This is a genomic window from Streptomyces cinerochromogenes, assembly GCF_014648635.1.
GTDB classification, from domain to species: Bacteria; Actinomycetota; Actinomycetes; order Streptomycetales; family Streptomycetaceae; genus Streptomyces; species Streptomyces cinerochromogenes.
The window spans coordinates 340,160-361,368 of the sequence record NZ_BMRM01000003.1 but is presented as its reverse complement, the minus strand read 5'-3'; the positions used below and the strand labels follow the sequence as shown (position 1 = coordinate 361,368).

Annotated in this window: 11 protein-coding genes and 1 pseudogene; 3 read left to right on the top strand and 9 right to left on the bottom strand. The window is 72.2% G+C overall.

Annotated elements, in window-relative coordinates; translation table 11 throughout:
* Window positions 1-43 precede the first annotated feature (43 nt).
* Complete coding sequence (locus tag IEZ20_RS39540) at window positions 44-265, top strand: hypothetical protein (RefSeq protein ID WP_229895944.1); 222 nt, start codon at window positions 44-46, stop codon at window positions 263-265.
* Window positions 266-660: 395 nt separating this feature from the next.
* Here IEZ20_RS39540 and IEZ20_RS07985 read toward each other — a convergent pair whose 3' ends face one another.
* Window positions 661-1,617 (bottom strand): hypothetical protein, encoded by a 957-nt coding sequence (locus tag IEZ20_RS07985; protein WP_189295844.1) that lies wholly within the window; start codon window positions 1,615-1,617, stop codon window positions 661-663.
* A 215-nt stretch (window positions 1,618-1,832) separates the two neighbouring features.
* Here IEZ20_RS07985 and IEZ20_RS07980 point away from each other — a divergent pair, with 215 nt between their 5' ends.
* Window positions 1,833-2,573: a DUF4097 family beta strand repeat-containing protein gene (locus IEZ20_RS07980; protein WP_189295842.1), complete on the top strand. Its 741-nt coding sequence runs from the start codon at window positions 1,833-1,835 to the stop codon at window positions 2,571-2,573.
* Between the two features lie 213 nt (window positions 2,574-2,786).
* On the opposite strand, the gene IEZ20_RS07975 is transcribed toward IEZ20_RS07980, so the two are convergent.
* Window positions 2,787-3,923 carry an FAD-dependent oxidoreductase gene (locus IEZ20_RS07975; protein ID WP_189295840.1) on the bottom strand — a complete coding sequence of 379 codons (1,137 nt, stop codon included), beginning with the start codon at window positions 3,921-3,923 and terminating at the stop codon, window positions 2,787-2,789.
* A 309-nt stretch (window positions 3,924-4,232) separates the two neighbouring features.
* On the opposite strand from IEZ20_RS07975, the gene IEZ20_RS07970 reads away from it, so the two are divergent.
* On the top strand, window positions 4,233-4,547 hold the full coding sequence (locus IEZ20_RS07970; RefSeq protein WP_189295838.1) for an NIPSNAP family protein: 315 nt from the start codon (window positions 4,233-4,235) through the stop codon (window positions 4,545-4,547).
* Between the two features lie 151 nt (window positions 4,548-4,698).
* Here IEZ20_RS07970 and fabD read toward each other — a convergent pair whose 3' ends face one another.
* The 7 genes and pseudogenes from fabD to IEZ20_RS40875 form a co-directional block, all read right to left on the bottom strand.
* A complete protein-coding gene (gene fabD / locus IEZ20_RS07965; RefSeq protein ID WP_189295836.1) occupies window positions 4,699-6,576 on the bottom strand; it encodes an ACP S-malonyltransferase in 1,878 nt (625 codons plus the stop codon).
* 4 nt (window positions 6,577-6,580) lie between these two features.
* Entirely contained in the window at window positions 6,581-8,845 is a 2,265-nt protein-coding gene (locus IEZ20_RS07960) for an enoyl-CoA hydratase/isomerase (protein WP_189295834.1), read from the bottom strand.
* A complete protein-coding gene (locus IEZ20_RS07955; protein WP_189295832.1) occupies window positions 8,833-10,095 on the bottom strand; it encodes a hydroxymethylglutaryl-CoA synthase family protein in 1,263 nt (420 codons plus the stop codon). Before IEZ20_RS07955 ends, IEZ20_RS07960 begins: the two co-directional genes overlap by 13 nt.
* Before the next feature lie 5 nt (window positions 10,096-10,100).
* A complete protein-coding gene (locus IEZ20_RS07950; RefSeq protein ID WP_189295830.1) occupies window positions 10,101-11,336 on the bottom strand; it encodes a beta-ketoacyl synthase N-terminal-like domain-containing protein in 1,236 nt (411 codons plus the stop codon).
* A gap of 1 nt (window position 11,337) precedes the next feature.
* On the bottom strand, window positions 11,338-11,592 hold the full coding sequence (locus IEZ20_RS07945; protein WP_189295828.1) for an acyl carrier protein: 255 nt from the start codon (window positions 11,590-11,592) through the stop codon (window positions 11,338-11,340).
* A 47-nt stretch (window positions 11,593-11,639) separates the two neighbouring features.
* Window positions 11,640-20,819, bottom strand: a complete 9,180-nt coding sequence (locus IEZ20_RS07940; protein WP_189295826.1) for a non-ribosomal peptide synthetase — start codon at window positions 20,817-20,819, stop codon at window positions 11,640-11,642.
* Window positions 20,816-21,157, bottom strand: a pseudogene (locus tag IEZ20_RS40875) (phosphopantetheine-binding protein); the annotation flags it as partial. The pseudogene IEZ20_RS40875 and the gene IEZ20_RS07940, both read right to left, overlap by 4 nt.
* Window positions 21,158-21,209: the final 52 nt, after the last annotated feature.

Genomic DNA, 21,209 nt, shown 5'->3' with positions numbered 1-21,209 from the left:
CGGTGCCGTTCCCGCACGGGCGGTGGTGGTGGCGATCACCGGTGTGGCAGGAACTCTCGGGGCCGCGCTGCTCACCCAGCGTGGCGCCGACCGGGCCCAGAAGCGCGAGCTGGAGATGACCCACGCCATCCTGGAGGCTCGCGAGAACCGTGCGCTACGGCGGAGTTGCTACACACAACTGCACCGGGACGCCCGCCAGTTCGCCACCGCGCTCAGCCGGCACCTGTACGTCACACGTTCCGTGACCGGTGGTCCGAGACGCTGATGATCGCACCCGACGCCGTGATCGTTCCGGCTCACGAACTGAACGAGGCGCTGACCCGGGTCTATGGGCAGGTCAAGCGCCTGGAGCAGGGGAATCCTCGGCCAGGGGAAACCCTTCGGTCAGCCGCGGAGGCGCAGCACGCGCTCTGGTCTCTGGCAGGTGCCATGAGAGAGGCGATGCCTCGTGATCTGGGTGTCACCACGGACGCCGGCCATGACGCCGGCCGTCCCTCCCCGTTGCCCTCGTCCAGCAGCCCTACGGCGTTGACCAGCGACTTCGAGGGTTCGCTCGATGGCTGACCGGCCGCCGGAGCGACCGCGACGCCTGCCTTCGACGGCCCGGTCGGTCCGCTGCGGGGCTCGGTCCGGCGGCCAGGACGGGGGCCGGCTCTCGGCTCACATGCCGACGGTGGCTCTGCGCTGTGCCTGTTCGAACTCGGTGAGGGGATCGCCGCCTGCCTGCCAGGGCCAGTCGGTGACTATCCCCCCGATCGCCTCGAACACCGGCCGGGCCTCGGCGCGGCGGTCGCCCGCCATCAGCGCGTAGGCGAGGAGGTTCAGGTCGGCGAGGGCTCTGGCGTGGCGGAGGAATCCCGGCTGTCCCCAGGTGTGCGCCACGCGGTCGAGCGCCTGCGCGGCCATTCCCTGGGACCAGTGGGTCCGTGCCACCAGTGCCTCGTACCCGCCCCGGCCGAGAATGGCGTGGTACTGGAAGACCTGGGCGGTGAGTTCCGTCGCCGCGCAGGGCGCGTTGGAGGGCATGCGGGCACACAGCGCGTCGACGAACTCCAGAACCTGGAGCCGGGAGCCTCCTTCCTCGGGGGTGAGGTAGCCCAGCATGTTCATGTACGCCTCGCGGTTCCAGCGGTCACGCGCGAGCACCTCGTTCCACACCCCGAAGACCTGCGGCTGCCGCCAGCGCTGCCGGCGCGCCACCTTCAGCAGGGCCACCCAGGGGGTGGGGTCGTCCGGTGCGAGTTCGGCGGCGCGCAGACAGGCCTGCACGGCGTCATCCGTGTCGCCCGGGTGGTCCTCGGCCTGGGTCTGCGCCGCCTGCGACCAGGCGTGCAGCACGAGTGCGGTCGCGTTGCGGGGCTCACGCGCGGCCCAGGACGCCGGCAGACGCGAGGCGGCGAGGAAGTCCGCCAGGACACTGATGCGGTGCGTACGGCGGTCCCAGTCGCCCGGGTCCTGGTCCAGGAGCCGGGTCAGCTGAGCCGCGCACAGGTCGGTGGTGGCGATCGTGCCTGTCCTGGTGGTGGCCAGCAGGGACTTCAGCAGTCTGCCCAGTTCCTGGTCGTCGAGTTCGGGGGCGAGACGGGCCCGTTTGCGGCGGCTTGAGAGAAATCCCATGGGCGGAGGCTAAAACGGATCACAGCAGGCGCAAGGGCTGAGGTCAGATCGTTATCGATCACACACCCTGCGTGATCGGTTCCCGGGTCACCGCGCGGGGGCCGTGGTGCCCGGTCCTGGCATTGGGGGGTTATCCCCAGTGGAAGGGTGATCTTGGCTGCGTAGGATCGCGGTGACCGATCACCGATTCAGCTCGCTCTGCACGGGGGACCCTCATGCGACGCCCACAGACACGCGTCCTTACAGCAGCGACTCTGGTCGCTCTGACCGCCGGCCCACTCTCCGCCTGCTCCGCACTCGGCCAGGGCAACACCTTCGAGGACGACGCCAAGGTGTCCGGGAAGGTCACCTCGGTCCGACTCGACAACAGCGACGGAGGTGTGCGGGTGGACGCTTCGGCCGCCGCCTCCTCGATCTCCGTGCACCGCAAGGTCCACTACCGCGGGGACAGGCCCAGTGGCACGTCCTTCCGTGTCGAGGACGGTGTCCTGACGCTCTCCGGCTGCGGCGAGAACTGTGGCGTCGACTACGCCGTCACCGTGCCCGCGGGTCTTCCGGTGACGGGAGGAACGTCCAACGGCGGACTCGCGCTCGCCGGTGTCGGCCCGGTCGATGTGCACACGAGCAACGGCGAGGTCGCGGTGACCGACGCGACGGGCCCTGTGAAGCTGCGCACGTCCAACGGCGAGATCAACGTCAAGGGTGTCAAAGGCGGTGACGTCGTCGCGCAGACATCGAACGGCGAGGTGACGATCCGGACGGTCACCCCGCAGAACATCAAGGCCCGGACGACCAACGGCAGCCTCACGGTCACCGCGCCGCCTGCCACGTACCGGATCTCGGCGGACGACTCCCAGGGCGACAAGAAGGTGGCGTTCGCGAACGACCCGTCAGGCGAGTACCGCCTGGATCTGTCGACGACGAACGGTGACCTGACGGTGAAATCGGCGAGGTAGGAGTTGCTCCTGCCGCGAGGGTGGGTCCAGGGCAGGTCGGTGCCGGTCACGGTCAGCCGGGCGATGTCCTGGTCGTCGGGGCGGAGCCGCCGGGCACGGAGGGAGTGGGGTGCCGCCGCGTCCCGGCCGGCGCGGGAGGCGGCGGCACGTCGCCTTGCGGAGACGACCGGCAGATGGTCGGTTCGCCGGTGAGTGGCCGGCGGGGCGCATGCCCTACCGGGTCTGCTCGTCCCCGGCGAGCGCGGCGAGCAGGGCCTGGATCGGGTCGCTGTCGGAGTCGTTCCCGTGGGCCTCGGCCCCTTCGAAGGTGGCGGCCTCGGCGCTGCGGGGGAACATGGCTTCCTCGTACGCGGTGATCGCGGCCTCGATGTCGTCGGGCCGCGCGGCCAGGGCCTTGCCGAGTTCGGCGCCGTCGAGCATGGCCAGGTTGGCACCTTCGCCGTTCGGGGCCGAGAGGTGGGCGGCGTCGCCGATCAGGGTCACCCCGGGTACCCGGTCCCACCGGTGCCCGGCCGGCAGGGCGTGGAGGGCACGCAGGACCGGTGCCGTGTCGCAGTCGGTGATCAGCGCGGTCAGCTCCGGCGCCCAGTCGTCGAACTCCTTCGCGACCCGTGCCGTGGCCGCGGCGGCGTCGGTGAAATCGACGGCGTCGAACCAGTCCTGCGGTTCGGTCAGCCCCACGTAGGCGTGCAGCGTGTCGCCCTTCTCCCGGTGCGCGAAGAGTTCCCGGCCCGGCGTGTGCACGATCATCGACCCGCCGCCGACCGCCTTCGCGGCGGCGGGGTGCCGGGTGTCGGCGTCGAACAGGTAGGTCTCCACGACCGACTTGCCGGTGTACTCGGGTACGGCGCTGGACAGCAGCGGGCGGACCCGGGACCACGCGCCGTCCGCGCCGACCAGCAGGCGGGTGGCGACGGTGCTGCCGTCGGCGAACGTCACCTCGTGACGGCCGTCGCCGAGGGTACGGGCGCCGCTGACCTTGCGCCCCCACCGGACAGTGCCGGCCGGGAGTGAGTCGAGCAGGATCTGCCGCAGCTCGCCGCGCTGCACCTCGGGGCGTCCCCCGGTGCCGTCGTCGGCTTTGTCGAACAGGACGGTCCCGTCCGGGGCGAGGACCCGCAGTGCCTGGCGGCCCTCCAGGACGATGCCACGGAACTCGTCCATCAAGTGGGCCGCTTCCAGAGCGAGTTGTCCGTTGTAGTCGTGGATGTCGAGCATCCCGCCCTGTGAGCGGGCAGCCGGGGAGGGCTCCGCCTCGTAGACGGTGGCCGGTATTCCGTGGACGTGCAGGACGCGGGCGAGCGTGAGGCCTCCGAGCCCGGCGCCGATGATCGTGATGTCAGTGGTCATGGGGTTTCCTTCCTGATGCTGGACCGCTGGGCGGACAACCGGCCGGTCGTGCCGGTCGCGCCGATCCGGTGGGTCGGGTCGGTCGCGACGCTGGTGGCCGGTGTGTTGTCGGCCGGTGCCGACCGGCTCCACTGTCCCGTCGGCCGTCGACAGACCACCGACAGGCCGCCGACAAGCCGTCGACAGAGCACCGACGGCCCGCCGGCACGGGGTGGCACGCTGTCAGCAGACCCGTGCCGCCGGGCGAACGCGTCCTCACGTCCGTGCGGCCCCGTACGGCGATCCGCCGGACCGCCGTACGATGCTGTCGTGATCACCTGTGTTGTCGAGTACACGATCGACGCCGCGAAGATCGACGCCTTCGAGCGGTTCGCCGAGCGGTGGATGACGCTGGTCGAGGAACACGGCGGCACCCACCACGGCTACTTCCTGCCGGCCGAGGGCGCGAGCGACAGGGCGATGGCGTTGTTCAGCTTTCCCGGCCTGGCCGCCTACGAGCGGTACCGGGAGCTGTTCGGCCGGCATCCGGACTTCATCGAGGCCGATCGCATCCGGGACGACAGCGGATGTGTCCTGCGCTACGAGCGCACCTTCATGCGGCCGTTGCTGCCGCGCCGTGACTGACCGGGAGGCCGGGCGACGGTGGTGACCGGAGCCGTGTGCGGGTCTTCGAGCACCCCGATGGCTTCCGTCTCTCGCGCTACCCGAACAAGCACGTCACCCTGGGCGGGGGCTCCCCCTTCTGTCTCGGTTCGCGTCTGGCCGCACGTCCTTCTCAGGCGCCGGCCAGGCGGCGCAGTTCGTCGCGCAGGGCGCGGACGGTGCCACCGTTGTTGCCGAACTGGTTGATTGCGGGGGCGCCGCGGAAGGCGGGGGCGTAGCCGTGCTTGAGGAAGTTGGCGAACGACCCGCTGGCGCTGAGGTCGACGAAGAAGTGACGGTCGGGCGCGGTGAACTCGGACGTCATCAGTTCGTCGAACCGGACGGGGCGGCGGATCACGTCCCACAGGTACTCGTCCCAGCTGTGCCGGGTCCCGAGGCGGCCGGCGAGCATCGAGGAGTGGACCGGTATCCGTGGCGTCGTGACGGTGATGTCCCGGGTGAGGGAGAGGAAGTCCGGCCGGACCGGGTCGAGGAGGGCGGAGTGGAAGGCCTGGCGCACGGGCAGCCGGACCGTGATCACGCCTTCGGCGTCCAGTGCCTGCTGGAGGGCGGCGAGCCGGCTGTCGGCTCCGCTGACGACGAAGTTGCGGTCGTAGTTGACGGCCGCGAGGGCGATGTCGCCGAACAGGTCGCGCCGGGTCCGGTAGAGGTCCGGGGAGTCCAGGACGGACAGCATCCCGCCGTCCTGGCACCGCTCCTGCAGCAGCCGGGCCTGGCGCGTCACGAGCCGCAGGCCGTCCTCGAAGGACAGGGCGCCCGCCGCGGTGGCGGCGACGTACTCGCCGAGGCTGTGTCCGAGCACCGCGTCGGGGTGGATGCCGTCGGCGCGGAGCATCTCGGTGAGGCTGTAGCCGATGCTGTAGAGCGCCGCGTGCGAGGTGAGGATGTCGTCGAAGGGGCGGCCCCTGCGCGTGTCGTCGTGGACGGCGGCCAGGAGCGAGGTGCCGGCCGTGGCGCGGTGGGCGGCGTCGCAGCGGTCCATGGCGTCGCGGAACACCGGGTCGGTGTCGTACAGGCCCCGGCCCATCTGGTGGTACTGGGTTCCCTGGCCGCCGTACATGAAGACGAGTTCGGTGCGGGGGCGGGCCTGGACGGCGGCGGGGGCCCGCTGCGGTGCGGGGGCGGGCCCCACGGGCAGGGGGTCCTTGAGGATCTGGGCGGTGAGCTTGGTCAGCACGTTGCCCGGGCCGATCTCCTGGAAGTCCCGGTGCCCCTGGGCGATCAGCCAGGACATCGACTCGTACCAGCGGACGGAGCCGGATATCTGGTGGGCCAGGAGGTCCGCGTACCCCTTCGTGGGATAGGGGCGGGCGGTGTGGTTGGCCACGACGGGGAGGGTGAGTTCCGCGAGGTCGAAACCGGCGAGGTAGAGCGCGAACTCCTGCTGCACGTCCGTCATGCACCGGGAGTGGAAGGCGGCGCTCACGTTGAGCGGGACGAAGCGGGCGCCCGCCTCGGTGTAGGCGGCGCGCAGTCGGGGGTCGTGCAGTTCGTCGTACTCGCCGGACAGGATGCACTGCGTACGCGCGTTGATGTTGGCGAGGTCGACGTTCCGGAACGGCAGTCCGGTGAGGATCTCGCGCACGCGCTCCTCGTCGAGGTTGACGACGGCCGCCATGGCGCCCCTGGGGGCCCGGCTCATCAGCTCGCCGCGCTTGGCGACGAGCCGCAGGCCGGTGGCGAAGTCGAAGGCGCCGGCCGCGAACAGCGCGCAGTACTCGCCGAGGCTGTGTCCGGCGACGGCGGCGGGCAGTTCACCGCGTCCGGTGGTGCGGTCCAGGTAGGTGAGCGAGTTGACCACGTACAGCGCCGGCTGGGTGTACCGCGTCCGGCTCAGCACCCGCTCCGGGTCGCGCAGGCACAGCTCCTCGACGGAGTAGCCGAGCACGTCGTCGGCCAGGGCCACCAGTTCCGGGAACTTCTCGAACAGCCCGGCACCCATGCCCTTGTGCTGGGAGCCCTGTCCCGGGAAGACGTAAACCGATCTCATGTGCTCACTTCGCTGTGTCGTGTGACGTGCCGGTGCGGGCGCCGAGCGTGCGGCCGAGCAGGGCCGCGGTCTCGCGCATCAGGTGGTCGGCGACGGCGGCCACGTGCCGCTGCCGCCAGGAGGCCAGCGGGGTGCCGCGCACCCAGGCGTTGAACGCGCCCAGTGCCGGGCCGCAGTGGATCTGGTAGTCCACCCTGTGTTCGGGACGGCCGGCCAGTGCGAGCCGGGTGGAGTGGACGAAGTACCAGCGGAACACCTGGGCCATCTTCTGCTTCGGGTTCCGCTCAATCTCCGCGAGCCGGTCCGGGAACCGCCGGGCCAGATGGGCCCTGGTCTCCTGCCACACCGTGTCGAGCGGACGCCCGAAGTACTTCTGCTCCAGGGTGGCGCGGGTCCGTGCGTCCAGGTCGTCGAGCGAGTCGTGGCGCAGGTACAGCTCGTACAGTTTCTGGGCGCGCGCCGGGAACAGCAGGCCCTTCCTGGCGACCTGCATCCGTGCTCCGACCTCGAACATGTCGCCGGCGGGCGCGTAGTCGGTGTCGTGCACGCCGAGGTCCTGGAGGATGTCCTTCACCGCGTCGCTGGTGCCCGCCTCGACCGTGCACTGGTTGACGGACCCGGTCACGACGAAGTCCGCGCCGAGCATGAACGCGGCGAGGGCGGCCTGGGGGGTTCCGATGCCGCCGGCGGCGCCGAGCGGCACCGGTTCCGCGTAGCCCTCCTCCCGGGTGACACGGTCGCGCAGCTCGCTCATCGCGGGCATCAGCACGTAGGCGTTCTGGGCGTCGGTGTGGCCCGCGGAGTCGGCCTCCACGCACAGGTCGGAGGCGAGGGGCACCCGCCGGGCGAGGTCGGCCTGGCCGGGGGTGATGTGCCCGGCGTCGAGCAACTGGCGTACCAGCTCCGGCGGTGCGGGCCGCAGGAACCTCTCCGCCACCTCGGTGCGGGAGACCTTGGCGATGACGCGGTGCCGTTCGCGCACCTCGCCGCCCTGGCCGCGGGAGAGCCCGGCGAGGCGGTAGCGGACCAACGGGAGGGACGGCTGGATGTAGGCGGAGGCCTCGACGCAGCGCACGCCGTGGTCCAGGTACAGCTCCACCAGCCGCGCCTCCAGCTCGGGGTCCTGCGGAGAGCTGAGCAGGTTCGCGCCGTACGGCTGCCCCGCGTCCAGTTCCCCGCGGATGCGGCCGAGCGCCTCGTCGACGGCCTTGGGGCTCAGCCCGCCCGTGCCGAGGAAGGCGAGCATGCCGGCCCGGCCCATCGCGGTGACGAGTTCGACCGAGGCGATTCCCTTGTACATGGCGCCGGCCACGTAGGCGCGGGTGACGCCGTGCGCCGCGCGGAAGCGGGGGCTGCCGAGCTCCTCCGGGGTGAAGGCCGAGGTGGGTGCGGGGGTGGAGGTGGCGGGGGCGGACGCAGGGGTGGGGGCGGGGGTGAAAGCGGGGGTGGCCGGGGCCGTGCCGGTGACGGGATCCGGTGGGCCCGGCTGCGGGGCCGTCTCCCACGGGAACAGTCCCTCCTCCGCGTACCGCTGGATGGCGCGTACGTTCATCGGGTCCTCGAAGACCTCCCGGTTCGTGGCGAGCGCGGCGGATTTCGTCTGCTCGGGCATCGGGGACAGCTGCCGCAGGTATGCCTTGTAGCGCGCGACGGCCGGCTTCGACAGCCGGCTCAGGCGCTTGAGGTGGGCGCGCAGCAGGGCCTCGCTGTCCGCTCCGCACGCGTCGACCAGCCCCCAGGCGCGGGCGCGTTCCGCGTCCACGGTCTGCGTGGTGCCGGCGAGGTAGTGCGCGTGCTGGAACCCGGTGCGCCGGATCAGGAAGGGCAGGACGACGGCGGGGATGAGGCCGAACAGCAGCTCGGACAGGCTGAAGGTGGCGCCCTCGTCGGCGATGACGATGTCGCAGGCCGCCACGATGCCGACGCCTCCGGCGTTGGCCTTGCCCCGGACGTGGGCCACCGTGAGGAGGTCGGCGTACGCCAGGTGCCGCAGCAGTTCGAACAGGGGCTCCGGATCGGCCGCGGTCGGACCCCCCGCGCGGGCCGCGTCCGCGATGGCGCCGAAGTCCGCCCCGAAGCAGAACACCTCGGGCAGCCCCTCCAGCACCAGGACGGTGGCGGACGAGGCCGCCGCACGGGCCAGTACGTCGGTCAGCTCGCGCACCATCGCCGTGTTGAGGGCGTTGCCCGCGTCCGGCCGGTGCAGCTGCGCGAACCAGGCACCGCCCTCCTCGCGCAGCCTCAGCGTGGAGTAGGTCAGTCCACCCATGCGTACTCCCGGTGGAAGTCCTTGACGGCCCGGAGGACCAGGCGGGGTCCGGTGCCGTGCGCCGGCCGGGTCGCGGGGACGAGGCTCTGGTCGACCGTCGTGTCGCGGGTGCCGAAGCGTACGAAGTCGCTCTTCGCCAGGAGAGTTTCGTACGCGTCGATGGTCAGGCGGTGGCGGGCGTCGAGGTGCGCCCCGATGCCCGTCTCCTTCAGCCGCGTCGCGCCGTCCGGTGTCACCACGCCGCTGTAGAACTCCGAGCAGCAGCCGGAGCCGTAGGAGAACAGGCCGATCCGCTTGGGGCTGTCGAAGTCGCCGTTGCACACGGTGCTCGCCAGCGACAGGAACACGGTGGCGCCCATGACGTTGCCGACGCGGCCGCAGTACGCCAGTCCGGGCGCCACCCGGCGCTCGAAGTCCTCGGCGATCTCGCCGCCCCTGACCCCCGCGACCTTCCGCATCATCGTGCGGTGGGCGCCCTTGACCATGCCGCCGAACGGCGTGTGGAAGGCCAGGTACTGGAAGGAGTCGCGGTAGTCGGCGCCCTCGACCTTGCGCTCGTAGGCCCGGTAGGACTGTTCGCAGCAGTCCAGGTAGGACATCAGCGACAGGTCCACGTCTCCGGACTCGCTGTCCGGCGCGGGGCGGCAGGTGTCCATGACCTCGTAGCCGTACGTGCCGCTGGCGCCCACGTCGAGCCGGAACACGTGGGGGACGTCGCTGATCAGCATGGCCACGGCGCCGGCGCCGCCGCTGGGTTCGGCGTAGGACCAGTCCTGGGCCGAGGCGTCGGCGCCGTCCTCGAGGTGGTAGCGCGAGATGTCGGTGGCGATCACCAGGGCCTTGGCGCCCGGCGAGGTCTGCGACAGGATGAAGTTGCAGGCCATCTGCAGTCCGGCGGTGCCGGCGTAGCAGGCCTGCTTCAGCTCGAACATGCGGCAGTTGCGGCTGAGCCCCAGCTGGTCGTGGAGGTAGGTGCTCACGGACTTCGAGAAGTCGATGCCCGACTCGGTGCAGGTGATCAGCAGCTCGATGCGGTCCCTGTCCTGCGGACTCATCCGGTCCAGGAGGGGGCGGGCCGCGTTGGCGCCGAAGGTCACCGGGTCCTCGAAGGGCAGGGCGACCGTCTTCTCCCGCATCAGCAGGTTGTCCAGCCGCTGCGGGTCGAGTCCCCGGCGCCGCGCCAGCTGGGCGACGTCGAGCACGGCCGAGCCGCCGAACACGTTCATGGCTTCGATTCCGACGCGGGACATGACCTCTACGCTCTCCCTGGTTCGCACGCGCTCATGCACAGTGCCGTGTTGATGCCGCCGAAGCCCATGCTCAGGCTCAGGCAGTGGCGCACCCGCGCCTCGACCGCGGCGCCGCGCACCCAGTGCAGGGAGTCGTCGACCGGGTCGTGGAGGTTGCGGGTGGGGTGCAGCCGGCCGTGGCGCATCTGGAGCAGCGCGGCGACCGCCTCCACCGCGCCGGCCGCGCTGAGTCCGTGGCCGGTGATCGACTTGGTGGCGTTGACGGCGGCGCGGGTGAGTCCGCTCTCCCTGAGCGCCCGGGCCTCGGTACGGTCGCCGACGGGCGAGGCGGTGCCGTGCGGGTTGACGTAGTCGATGTCCGCGGCGGTGAGGCCCGCGGTGCCGAGGGCCTGCCGGATCGCCCGGACCTCGCCCTCCGGCGAGGGGTTCGGGCCGCGGTTGCCGTCGAGCTGCACCGACCAGCCGGCCAGCCGCGCGTAGGGGGCGTGCTCGCGCGGTGGGCGGGCCCCGCGGCGTTCCACGACGAGGGCCGCGCAGGCCTCGCCGAAGACGAAGCCCTTGTGGCCCGTGTCGAAGGGGCGGCAGGCCGCTTCGGGGGCGTCGGCGCAGTGTTCGGGCGCCATGGCGCCCATCGACTGCAGGGCGAGGAGTTCCCAGTACGACAGGTCCGCGAGGGCACCGAGCGCGATGCAGACGTCGACCCGGCCGGACGCGACGGCCTCGGCCGCCTCGATGACGGCGAGCTGGCCGGAGGCCGAGGCGCCGCCGACCGTGTGGGCCAGGCCGCGGATGCCGAAGGCCGCCGTGGCCAGGGCGCACAGGTCGGTGTCCAGGTAGGACATGCCGTAGCCGGGCCGGAGGAAGCGGGGCTTCGCGCGGTGCCTGTCGTGGGCCTGCACCAGCTCGCGCTGCTGCACGTTGCTGCCGCCGACGACGAGGCCGACGCGGAAGGGGTCGGCCTCGTCCAGACCGGCCTCCGTCCAGGCCTCCTCCAGGGTGGCGAGCGCCACCTGGGCCGTGAGGGAGGCGGTACGCAGGTCGCGGGCGGCCACCCGGGCGGGCGGGGTGAACGCGGGGATCTCCGCGCCCACGAACCTGCTGTCGAGCTGCCGGCCGGGGCGCTGCAGCACACCGAAGCGGTGCTCCCCGGCGAACAGCGCCCGCGCGAACCGCTCCTTGCCCTGCCCGACGGCCGTGGTGACGCCCATCCCGGTCACCACGATCTCGGCGACGTCACGCACGTTACCGGGCCCTCGCGGAGGTCTTCTCGCTCAGCAGCCCGGCGAGTTCGCCCAGGTTCCGCGGGCCGTGCGTCTCGACCAGGGGTACCTCCAGGTCCAGTCGTTCCAGCACGACCATGACGATCTCCGCCCGGTCCATCGAGTCCGCGCCGAGCGCCTCCAGGGAGTCGGACTCGGCGAAGGGGTGGCCGTCCAGCTCGGGCAGCACCTCCACGATCGCCTCGGTGATCAGGGGCAGGATCTCTTCGCTTCTCATGTCCACCATCACTTGCCACAGGCCGCCGGGTCGCGGCGGGTCGTCGGTCAGAACTCCGTGCCCCGCGCCGCGGCGCGGAGTGCGGCCAGGTCGGCCGCGGGACTGGTCAGGATCTTCAGCAGCAGCCGTTCGTAGAGCGCTGCCATCGTCCGTGCGGTCCTCCTGGCGAACAGGTCGCCGCTGTACTCCAGGTGGCCGTGCAGCCCGGTGGGCGTCTCGCGCAGCACCAGGTTGAGGTCGAACTTCGCCGGGCCGTCGCCGGAGCGCACCGGCAGTGTGGCGAGGTCCGGGGCGGTGCTGTCGCGGGGCGCCGGGGCGGGGGCCGGGATGAGATTGAACATCACCTGGAACAGCGGTGAGCAGGCGGGGTCCGGGTCCCGGTCCAGGGCCTCGGCGAGGGCGGCGAACGGGACGTCCTTGTGCGCGTGGGCCTCGGCGGTGACCTGCTTGGCCTGCTCCAGCAGCTCCTCGAAGGTCCGGGCGGGTGCGACGTCCAGGCGCATCACGAGCACGTTGACGAAGTAGCCCACGAGCCGTTCCAGGTCGGGGTGCGGGCGGTTGGTCACCGGGGAGCCGATGGCCAGCTCGCGGTCCTCGGTGTACATGCCGAGCAGCACACCGAACGCCGACAGCAGGGTCATGTAGAGGGTGACACCGCGCTCCTGGCTGTAGCGCTGGAGCTGCGCGAGGAGTTCCGCGGGGACCGTCACCTCGACCGTCGAGCCCTGGTAGGACGTGACCGGGGGGCGCCGGTAGTCGGTGCGCAGGGACACGCGGGCGGGCAGGCCGGCGAGCTGCCGCCGCCAGTAGGCGGTCTGCCGGTCGAGTTCGGCGGGGTCCACCGCCTCGTGCTGCCAGCGGGCGAAGTCGGCGTAGCGCAGCGGCAGTCCGGGCAGCTCGGGCTCGTCGCCGCGGACCAGGGCGGTGTACGCGGCGTTCAGCTCGGCGAGGAGGGTGCCGGTGGACCAGCCGTCGAAGACGCCCCAGGGGCGGGTGACGACGGCGACGTGCTCGTGCTCCGACAGGGCCAGCAGGTGGACGCGCAGCATGCACCGGTCGGCCGGGAAGAACGGCCGTGCCCGCTCCGCGCGCAGCAGTTCGGCGACCGCGGCGTCCCCGTCGACCTGCTCCACGACGACGGCGAAGCCGCTGTCGTCGTTGACCCGCTGCACGGGCGTGCCGCCGTCGGTGTGGTAGCTGGTGCGCAGCACCGCGTGCCGTTCGACGAGCAGTTCGAAGGCGCGCGCGTACGCCCGGCGGTCCAGCCTGCCGACGATGCGGTAGGCCATCTGGACGTTGTCGTAGGCGGAACCGAGGTGCGGGCGCGGGTTCAGGAACCACAGGTCCCGCTGCTGCAGCGACAGCGGCGCCTCGGGGGCGGTTCCGCCGCGCGGCGGCGGGACCGGGGCCTGGGCCGGCCCGGACGCGGGCCGCCGCTCCTGCTCGTCCAGGGCCGCGGCCATCTCGGCCACGGTGGCGCCGCCGAGGATGAGGTGCAGCGGCAGGTCGCGGCCGGTCTCCTGCTTGACGCGGATGGTCAGCCGGGTGGCCAGCAGGGAGTGGCCGCCCAGGTCGAAGAAGCCGTCCTGGAGGCCCACCCGGCTCAGGCCGAGGACGTCCGCGACGAGCCGGCACAGGTCACGCTCGGTGCCGGTGCGCGGTGCGACGTACGCCTCCGCGGTCACGTCGGTCTCGTCCGGGGCGGGCAGGGCCTTCTTGTCGACCTTGCCGTTGGGTGTGACGGGGAGTTCCTCCAGGGCCACGAACACGCTCGGCACCATGTAGTCGGGCACCTTGGCCGCCAGGTGCTCCTTGAGCACACGGGCCAGCGCCTGGCCCGTCCGGCCGATCTGCGGGGTGTTGGCCAGGTGGGAGCGGCGGTACGGTGCCCGGGCCCGCACGCGCGGCAGCTCGCCCCTGCCGAGGACCAGGTCCAGGCCGTCGGGGCGGTCCTGGGACCAGGTCGCGGCGACGCGGTAGCCGAGGCTCTCGGCGTACCGGAGGGCCTCTTCGAGGTCGCGTACCGCCGCCGCGGCCGTGGCGGACAGCCGGGCGCCCGCGGGCAGCGGCTCCACCTGGTGTGCGGCGGACCAGCGGGCGAGGCCGTCGGCGACGGCGACGTCGTCCGCGATGCGCGGGTTGGCGAGGCCGACGACACCGAACCGTTCGGGGGCGCCGTCGTCCAGCAGCGCTCTCAGGGCCGCCGGGGTGCCGGCCTCCAGCCAGGTGGCGGGTCCGTCCGCGGTGGCCTCCCCCTTCGTCAGAACCACGTCGTAGCGGTAGGCGATCATCTCGTTCTCGCCGAGTCCGCGCTTGACCCGGAGGTCGACGGCGCCGATCTCCGGGAAGCGCTCGCCGAGGCCGGCGAAGAAGGTGGGGCTGACCAGGAGTTCGCCGTCCTGCCGGCGCCGGCGCCGCACCTGCTCGGCCAGCGCGGCGGCGGACAGGCGGGCCGGGGTCCGGCTGCGTTCCACCGCGCCCGCGTGGGCGGAGAACAGGTCGACGTTGCGGACGTCGCCCACGAGGATGCGCCCGCCGTCCTCGACGAGCGGCAGGATCCGGGCGATGGCCTCCTGGAGGTACTGCCGGTTGGGGAAGTACTGCACGACGGAGTTGAGGACGACGGTGTCGAACCGCGGGCCGTCCGGAGCCGTCACGGACAGGGCGTCGCCCTGGGCGAGCGTGACGTGGGACCAGCCGCGGCGCTCGGCCCCCCGGCGCACTCCGGCGAGCGCGGACGCCGAGATGTCGACGGCGTGCACCGCTTCGCAGGCGTCGGCGTAGCGGTACAGCAGCAGACCGGTGCCGCAGCCGATCTCCAGCAGCCGCTTGGGGCGCAGCTCCCGGATCAGGCCGACGGTGCCGTCGATCCACTCGCGCATCTCGGGCTCGGGGATGGGCTCGCCGGTGTAGCTGCTGTTCCAGCCGACGAGGTTCAGCTCGGCGTCGGCGGTGTCGGCCGCCGCGTCGGCGGTCTCGGCGTACTGATCCTCGAAGAGCCGCTGCCACTGCTGGAGCTGCTCGGCGTTCTGCTCCTCGGCGGCGCTGTCGAGCCAGGCGTCCGTCGGGCGCACGTAGGCGATCAGCTTGCCGCCGTCGCCGTGGACCTGCGTGGTGACGACGGCGCTGTGCACGGCGGGATGGGTGTGCAGGGCGCTCTCGATCTCGCCGAGTTCGATGCGGAAGCCGCGCACCTTCACCTGGTCGTCGACGCGGCCGACGAACTCCAGGGTGCCGTCGGGGAGCCGGCGCACGAGGTCGCCGGTGCGGTACAGCCGTGCGCCGGGAACGGAGGCGAACGGGTCGGGGACGAACCGTTCGGCGGTCAGCTCCGGGTTGTCCAGGTAGCCGCGGGCCACGCCGGCGCCGCCGACGCACAGTTCGCCGACGACCGAGCAGGGCACCAGCCGCAGCCGGTCGTCGGTGACATGGGCGGTCGACTGCGCGATGGGCCGGCCGATCGGGATGACCGCGTCCTCGGCGAGGTCCCGGGGGATCACCTGGCAGGTCGAGGCGATGCTGTTCTCGGTGGGGCCGTAGGCGTTGACGACGGTCAGGCCGGGGTGGGCGGCGTACAGCGCGCGCACGTCCCTGGCGGAGAACGCCTCGCCGCCCACGCCGAGATAGGCCAGCGGCAGCCGCCGGTGCAGGGAGGCCTCGGTGAACGCGGGCAGGAACGCGGCGGACAGGGCCAGCATGGTGACCCCGGACCGCTGGATGCGGTCGAGGAGCTGGACGACGTCCTTGGAGTCGCCGTCGTGCAGCACCAGCCTGGCGCCGTTCAGCAGCGGGCCGAGCACCTCCTGGGAGCCCACGTCGAAGGAGATCGACGAGTGGTGCAGGACGACGGTGTGCTCGTCGGTCGGGAAGTAGTCGGGGTTGCGCACCAGCCGGACCACGCCCCGCTGTTCCACGAGGACGCCCTTGGGCCGCCCCGTGGAGCCGGAGGTGAAGATCACGTAGGCGAGGTGTCCGGGGGTGGTGCCCACCTCGGCGCGGGAGAGGTCGGTCCCGGGCCGGCCGGCGAGCACCTGGGTGCCGTCCCCGGCCAGCTCGCCGGTGTCGAGGTGCAGCACCTGGCCGGCGCCGTCGAGCAGTGCGGAGGGCACGTGGGACTGGCTGAGCACGATGCGGGCGCCGGAGTCGCGGACGATCGTGCGGACGCGTTCCTCCGGGTAGCCCGGGTCGATGGGTACGTAGGCGCCGCCCGCCTTGAGGATGCCGAGCAGGCCGGTCACCGTCTCCGGGGACCGCTCGGCGCACAGGCCGACGAGCGTGTCGGGGCCGACGCCCTGCGCGCGCAGGTAGTGCGCCACGCGGTTGGCCTGGGCGTTGACCTCGGCGTACGTCAGGGTGCGGGTGCCGTGCTCGACGGCGACCGCGTCCGGCCGCAGCCGCACCTGCTCCTCGAACAGGTCCGCCAGGCAGCTCTCGTGCGGGTACGGCCGGTCGGTGTCGTTCCATTCGGTCAGCAGCCGACGGCGCTCGGGGGCGGGCAGGATGTCGACGGACAGGGCCTCGGTGCCCGCCCCGTCGTCGGTGGCGAGCGCGGAGACGATGGCGGACACGGCGGCCTCGAGGTGGTCGATGACCGCTTCGACCGAGACCGAGGCGTCGGCCTGGGCGTTGAGGGAGAGTTCGGTGCCGGTGTCGTCGACGGACACGCCCACCGGGTAGTTGGTGCGGTCCACCGAGGCGAGCCAGCGCACGCCCTGGGCCTCGGCGCCGGGCATGCCGGTGTCGTCCTGCCCCGGCTCGAAGTGGCGGAAGTTGAGCATCGAGCTGAACAGCGGGACGTCACCGTCCACACCGCTGGAGCGCTGGGCCAGGATCAGCGAGGTCTGCTCGTGGGCGATCAGTTCCTTCAGGGCGGTGTCGACGTCGGACACCAGCTCACCGACGCTCTTGCCGGCCAGCCGGACGCGCAGCGGCAGGGTGTTGATGAAGTTGCCCAGCATCCGCTCCACGCCCGGTACGCCCTGCAGACGCCCGGACAGGACGGTGCCGAACACCACGTCGTCGCGTCCGCTGCACACGGCGGTCACGACGGCCCAGGCCGCGTGGAACAGCGTGGCGGGGCTGGTGCGCAGCCGCTGTGCCTCGGCGCGCAGGTCGCGGGTGAGGCCCGGGGGCAGCGAGCGGCGCAGTTCGCGCACGCCGCGCCCGTCGCCGCGGACGTCGGTGAGGCCGAAGGGGGTCGTCGGCTCGGTCACGTCCGCGAGGCGGTCCCGGAAGAACGTCTCCGCCTCGCCCGCGGCCAGCTGGTGCAGGGTGTGGGCGACGAAGTCCCGGTAGGGGGCCGGCGGCGCGAGGCGCTCGACGCGCCCCGACATGTGGGTGACCAGCTCTTCGAGGACCAGCCGCAGGGTGGTGGCGTCCTCGATGAGGTGGTGGGCGCTCAGGCGCAGGAAGCGGCGGGTGGAGTGCGGGTCCTCGGCGATCAGCAGGTCGAGCAGCGGGGCGGTGGCGAGGGTCATCCGCTCGGGGTGCTCCAGCAGCGCCCGGGCCTGGGACTCGGCGTCGGCGTGGGTGTCGGCGTCGAGCGTGAGCCGCCGCACCGGCAGGCGGGCCTCCCGGTGGACCACCTGGACGGGTTCGGGCAGGCCGGCGGTGAGTACGGCGGTACGCATCACGTCGTGGCGGTCGACGAGCGACTGGAGGGCGGCGACGAACCGGGTGACGGCCTCCTCGTCCTCGGCGGCGAGCAGGATCGGGATGACGTAGGGGTCGTTGTCCGGGTCGATCAGGTGGTGGAAGAGGATGCCCTCCTGCGAGGGCACGAGCGGGTAGACGTCCTGCACGTTCGGGGCGCCGCCGGGCACCGTCGCCACGACCGCGTCGATCTGCTCCTGGGTGAGGTCGATCAGGGGCAGCAGGTCCGGGGTGATGCGCGCGCACCGCTGCGGTATGCGGTTCGGCGGGACGGTGAAGGCGGTGCCGGTGCCGGCCGCGTCGATCTCCTCGGCCAGGCGGGCCAGGGTGGGGGCGTTGAACACCGCGCGCACGGTGACGCTGAGACCGTGTGTCTTGAGGCGGGCGATCAGTACGGTGATCAGCAGCGAGTGGCCGCCGAGCGCGAAGAAGTTGTCCTGGGCTCCGATGCGCGCCTGGTCGAATCCGAGCAGCTCGGCCCAGACCTGGGCGAGCAGGTGCTCGGTGCCGGGGCGTGGGGCGACGTACGCGTTCCGGTCGTAGGCGTCGATGCCGGGCGCGGGCAGCGCCTTGCGGTCGAGCTTGCCGTTGGCGGTGACCGGGAGGGACCGCAGGGTGACGAAGGCGCTGGGCACCATGTACTGCGGCAGGGTGCGTTCCAGGTGGGCGACGAGCGCGTCCCGGTCGGCGGCCTCGGGGCCTTCGGGGACGGCATAGGCGACCAGTTGCCGGTTGCCGGGCTGGTCCTCGCGGACGACGACGGCGCAGGAGCGCACCGCGGGGTGCTGGGCCAGCCGGTGCTCGATCTCGCCGAGTTCGATGCGGAACCCGCGGAGCTTGACCTGGTCGTCCGCGCGGCCGAGGAACTCCAGGGCACCGTCGGCGAGCCGGCGCACCAGGTCGCCGGTCTGGTACATGCGGGCGCCGGGTTCGTCGGCGAACGGGTTCGGCAGGAAGCGTTCCCGGGTCAGGTCCGGGTTGCCCAGGTAGCCGCGGGCCAGGCCGTCGCCGGCGATGTACAGCTGGCCGACGCAGCCGACGCCCTGGGGCTCCAGGGCCTCGTTCAGGACGTGCAGCTGGATGTTCTGGATGGGCCGGCCGATGGGGACGGTGTGCAGCGGCCGGTCGTCGGGGCAGGTCCAGTGGCTGACGTCGATGGCCGCTTCCGTCGGCCCGTACAGGTTGTGCAGCGGTGCCCGGTGGCGGGCGTAGTGGCGGGCGCACAGGTCGGCGGGCAGGGCTTCGCCGCTGCAGAAGACCTGGCGGACGGAGGTGCACGCGGCCCAGTCCGCCTCGTCCACGACCGAGCGGAGCATGGACGGCACGAAGTGCAGGGTCGTGACGCCGGTCTCCCGGACGAGCGAGACGAGGTAGTCGGGGTCCTTGTGGCCCTCCGGCTCGGCGACGACCAGCCGGGCGCCCGCGATCAGCGGCCAGAAGAACTCCCACACGGACACGTCGAACGTGAACGGCGTCTTCTGGAGCACGACGTCGTCGGGTCCGAGCCGGTACTCGTTCTGCATCCACTCGATACGGTTGACCACCGCCCGGTGCTCGACCATGACGCCCTTGGGGCGGCCGGTCGAACCGGAGGTGTAGATGACGTACGCCAGGTCGCGCGGGCCGGCCGCGACGGGCCCGGCGACGGGCGTCTCGCCGTCGGGTCCGGATATCCGGCCGTCGGTGTCGAGGGTGAGCAGCCGGCGCACGCCGACCGGGGGCCGGCCCGACAGCTGCGGCTGGGTCAGGACGACCTCGACACCGGAGCTGTCGACGACGTACGCGGTGCGTTCCGCCGGGTGGGTCGGCTCCAGCGGCAGGTAGGCGCCGCCGGCCTTGAGGACGCCGAGGATCGCGGCGACCAGTTCGGCGGAGCGCTCCATGTACAGGCCGACGACGGTGTCCGGGCCGACGCCGTGGCGGCGCAGCGCGTCGGCGACGCGGTCGGCCCGGGTGTCCAGTTCGCGGTAGGTCCACGCGCGGTCGCCGAAGACCACGGCCGTGCGCTCGGGGTGGCGGGCCACCGCCTGTTCGACCAGCTCGTGCAGGCAGCGGTCGTCCGAGTAGGGGCGCCGGGTGTCGTTCCAGGCCTCGAGCACCTGGTGACGCTCGGCCGCGTCGAGCATGCCGAGCCGGGAGATCCGCTCGCCGGGGCCGTCGGCGACCGCCGCGAGCAGCTGGGTGTAGTGGCCGACGAAGCGCTGGACGGTGGCGCGCTCGAAGAGGCTGGTGTTGTACTCGACGGCGCCGATCAGGCCGTCCGGGGTCTCGCGCAGGTCGAGGGTGACGTCGAACTTGGTGATGTCGAAGTCGAACTCGACGAGGGACACCTCCAGTTCGCCGAGCCGGACGTCGCGCTGCGTCTGCCGCTCCTGGAGCACGAACATCGTCTGGAAGACCGGCGAGTGGCTGAGGCTGCGTTCCAGGCGGAGTGCGTCGACCACCGCCTCGAAGGGCACGTCCTGGTGGTCGTAGGCCTCGACCGCGGTCTTCTTGACCCGGGCGAGCAGCTCGGCGAACGTCGGATCGCCGGCCAGGTCGGTGCGCAGGACGAGGGTGTTGGCGAAGAAGCCGATGAGGGACTCGGTCTCCAGGCGGTTGCGGCCTGCGACGGGCGTCCCGACGGCCAGGTCGGTGTGGCCGGTGTAGCGGTGCAGGGCGATGAGGTAGACGGCGAGCAGCGTCATGTACAGGGTGACGTCGTGCCGCTCGCTCAGCTCCTGGAGCCGCCGCATGAGGTCGGGCGGGCAGCTGAACCGCTCGTGGGCGCCCTGGTAGGTCTTCGTCCGCGGGCGCGGCCGGTCGGCCGGGAGGGTCAGGCGGGCGTCGACGCCGTCAAGGCGCTGCGTCCAGTAGCCGATCTGGCGTTCCTGGACCTCGTCGTCCAGCCACTGGCGCTGCCACTCGGCGTAGTCGGCGTACTGGACGGGCAGCGGCTCCAGCGGGGACGGCCGGCCCTCGGCGTACGCCTCGTACAGGGCGACCAGGTCGGCGAGGAAGACGCTCAGGGACCAGCCGTCGGAGACGCTGTGGTGCATGGTGACCATCAGGACGTGCTCCCGCTCGGCCCGGCGCAGCAGTCTCACCCTGATCAGGCAGTCGCGCTCCAGGTCGAAGGGGGTCACCGCCTCCCGCTCGCAGACGGACCGCAGCTGAGCGTCGTCGGCCGCCTCCTCGTAGGGGACGCGGAAGTCGGCGTCGTCGCCGATGTGCTGGTGGGGCACGCCGTCGTGGTCCACGAACCGGGTGCGCAGCACCTCGTGCCGCCGGACGATCTCCTCCAGGGCGCGGTGCAGGGCCGGCCGGTCCAGCGGGCCGCGCAGCCGCAGCGCCATGGGGATGTTGTAGTACGCGCTGGTGCCGTCCAGCTGGGCGAGGAACCACAGGCGCTGCTGGGCGTACGACAGCCGGACGGGCTCGTCCGCGGTGCGTGCGGCGCGCGGGATGACGTCGAGCGCCGAGAGGTCGACGCCCTGCTGCTCCAGCAGCGCGCGCAGGGCGCGCTGCCGCTTGGCGGGCAGCGATCTGATCTTCCGGATCAGGTCCTGCGCGCTGCCTTCGTTCACGGTGGTCATCGGGGGCCCCGGGCTCCTTGTTCTCGCGCGGCGGGCTGGCTTTCCAGAGCGTCCAGCTCTTCGTCGCTCATGCTCTCGATCAGTCCGAGGCTCTCGCGGATCCTATCGACATCGAACGGATCTCCCTGCGCCCGCACCGGAGCGCATCGCTCCAGCTCAGCGGCCATGTCGACGAGCGTGGGGCGTTCGAAGACGGCCTGGATGGGCAGTTCCGCGCCCGCCTGCCGCTTGAGCCGGTTGACCAGTCGGGTCACCAGCAGCGAGTTGCCGCCCAGGGAGAAGAAGTTGCTGTCCACCGAGAGCCCGGAGGCGTCGGTGCGCAGCAGTTCGGCCCAGACCTCGGCGACGGTCCGCTCCGCCTCGGTGCGGGGGGCGACCAGGCGCTCGCGG

Excerpts from the sequence above, each read along its gene's own strand:
- IEZ20_RS07985 (WP_189295844.1), bottom strand. The coding sequence starts at position 1,617 with ATGGGATTTCTCTCAAGCCGCCGCAAACGGGCCCGTCTCGCCCCCGAA.
- IEZ20_RS07980 (WP_189295842.1), top strand. The coding sequence starts at position 1,833 with ATGCGACGCCCACAGACACGCGTCCTTACAGCAGCGACTCTGGTCGCT.
- IEZ20_RS07975 (WP_189295840.1), bottom strand. The coding sequence starts at position 3,923 with ATGACCACTGACATCACGATCATCGGCGCCGGGCTCGGAGGCCTCACG.
- fabD (WP_189295836.1), bottom strand. The coding sequence starts at position 6,576 with ATGAGATCGGTTTACGTCTTCCCGGGACAGGGCTCCCAGCACAAGGGC.
- IEZ20_RS07960 (WP_189295834.1), bottom strand. The coding sequence starts at position 8,845 with ATGGGTGGACTGACCTACTCCACGCTGAGGCTGCGCGAGGAGGGCGGT.
- IEZ20_RS07955 (WP_189295832.1), bottom strand. The coding sequence starts at position 10,095 with ATGTCCCGCGTCGGAATCGAAGCCATGAACGTGTTCGGCGGCTCGGCC.
- IEZ20_RS07945 (WP_189295828.1), bottom strand. The coding sequence starts at position 11,592 with ATGAGAAGCGAAGAGATCCTGCCCCTGATCACCGAGGCGATCGTGGAG.
- IEZ20_RS07940 (WP_189295826.1), bottom strand. The coding sequence starts at position 20,819 with ATGACCACCGTGAACGAAGGCAGCGCGCAGGACCTGATCCGGAAGATC.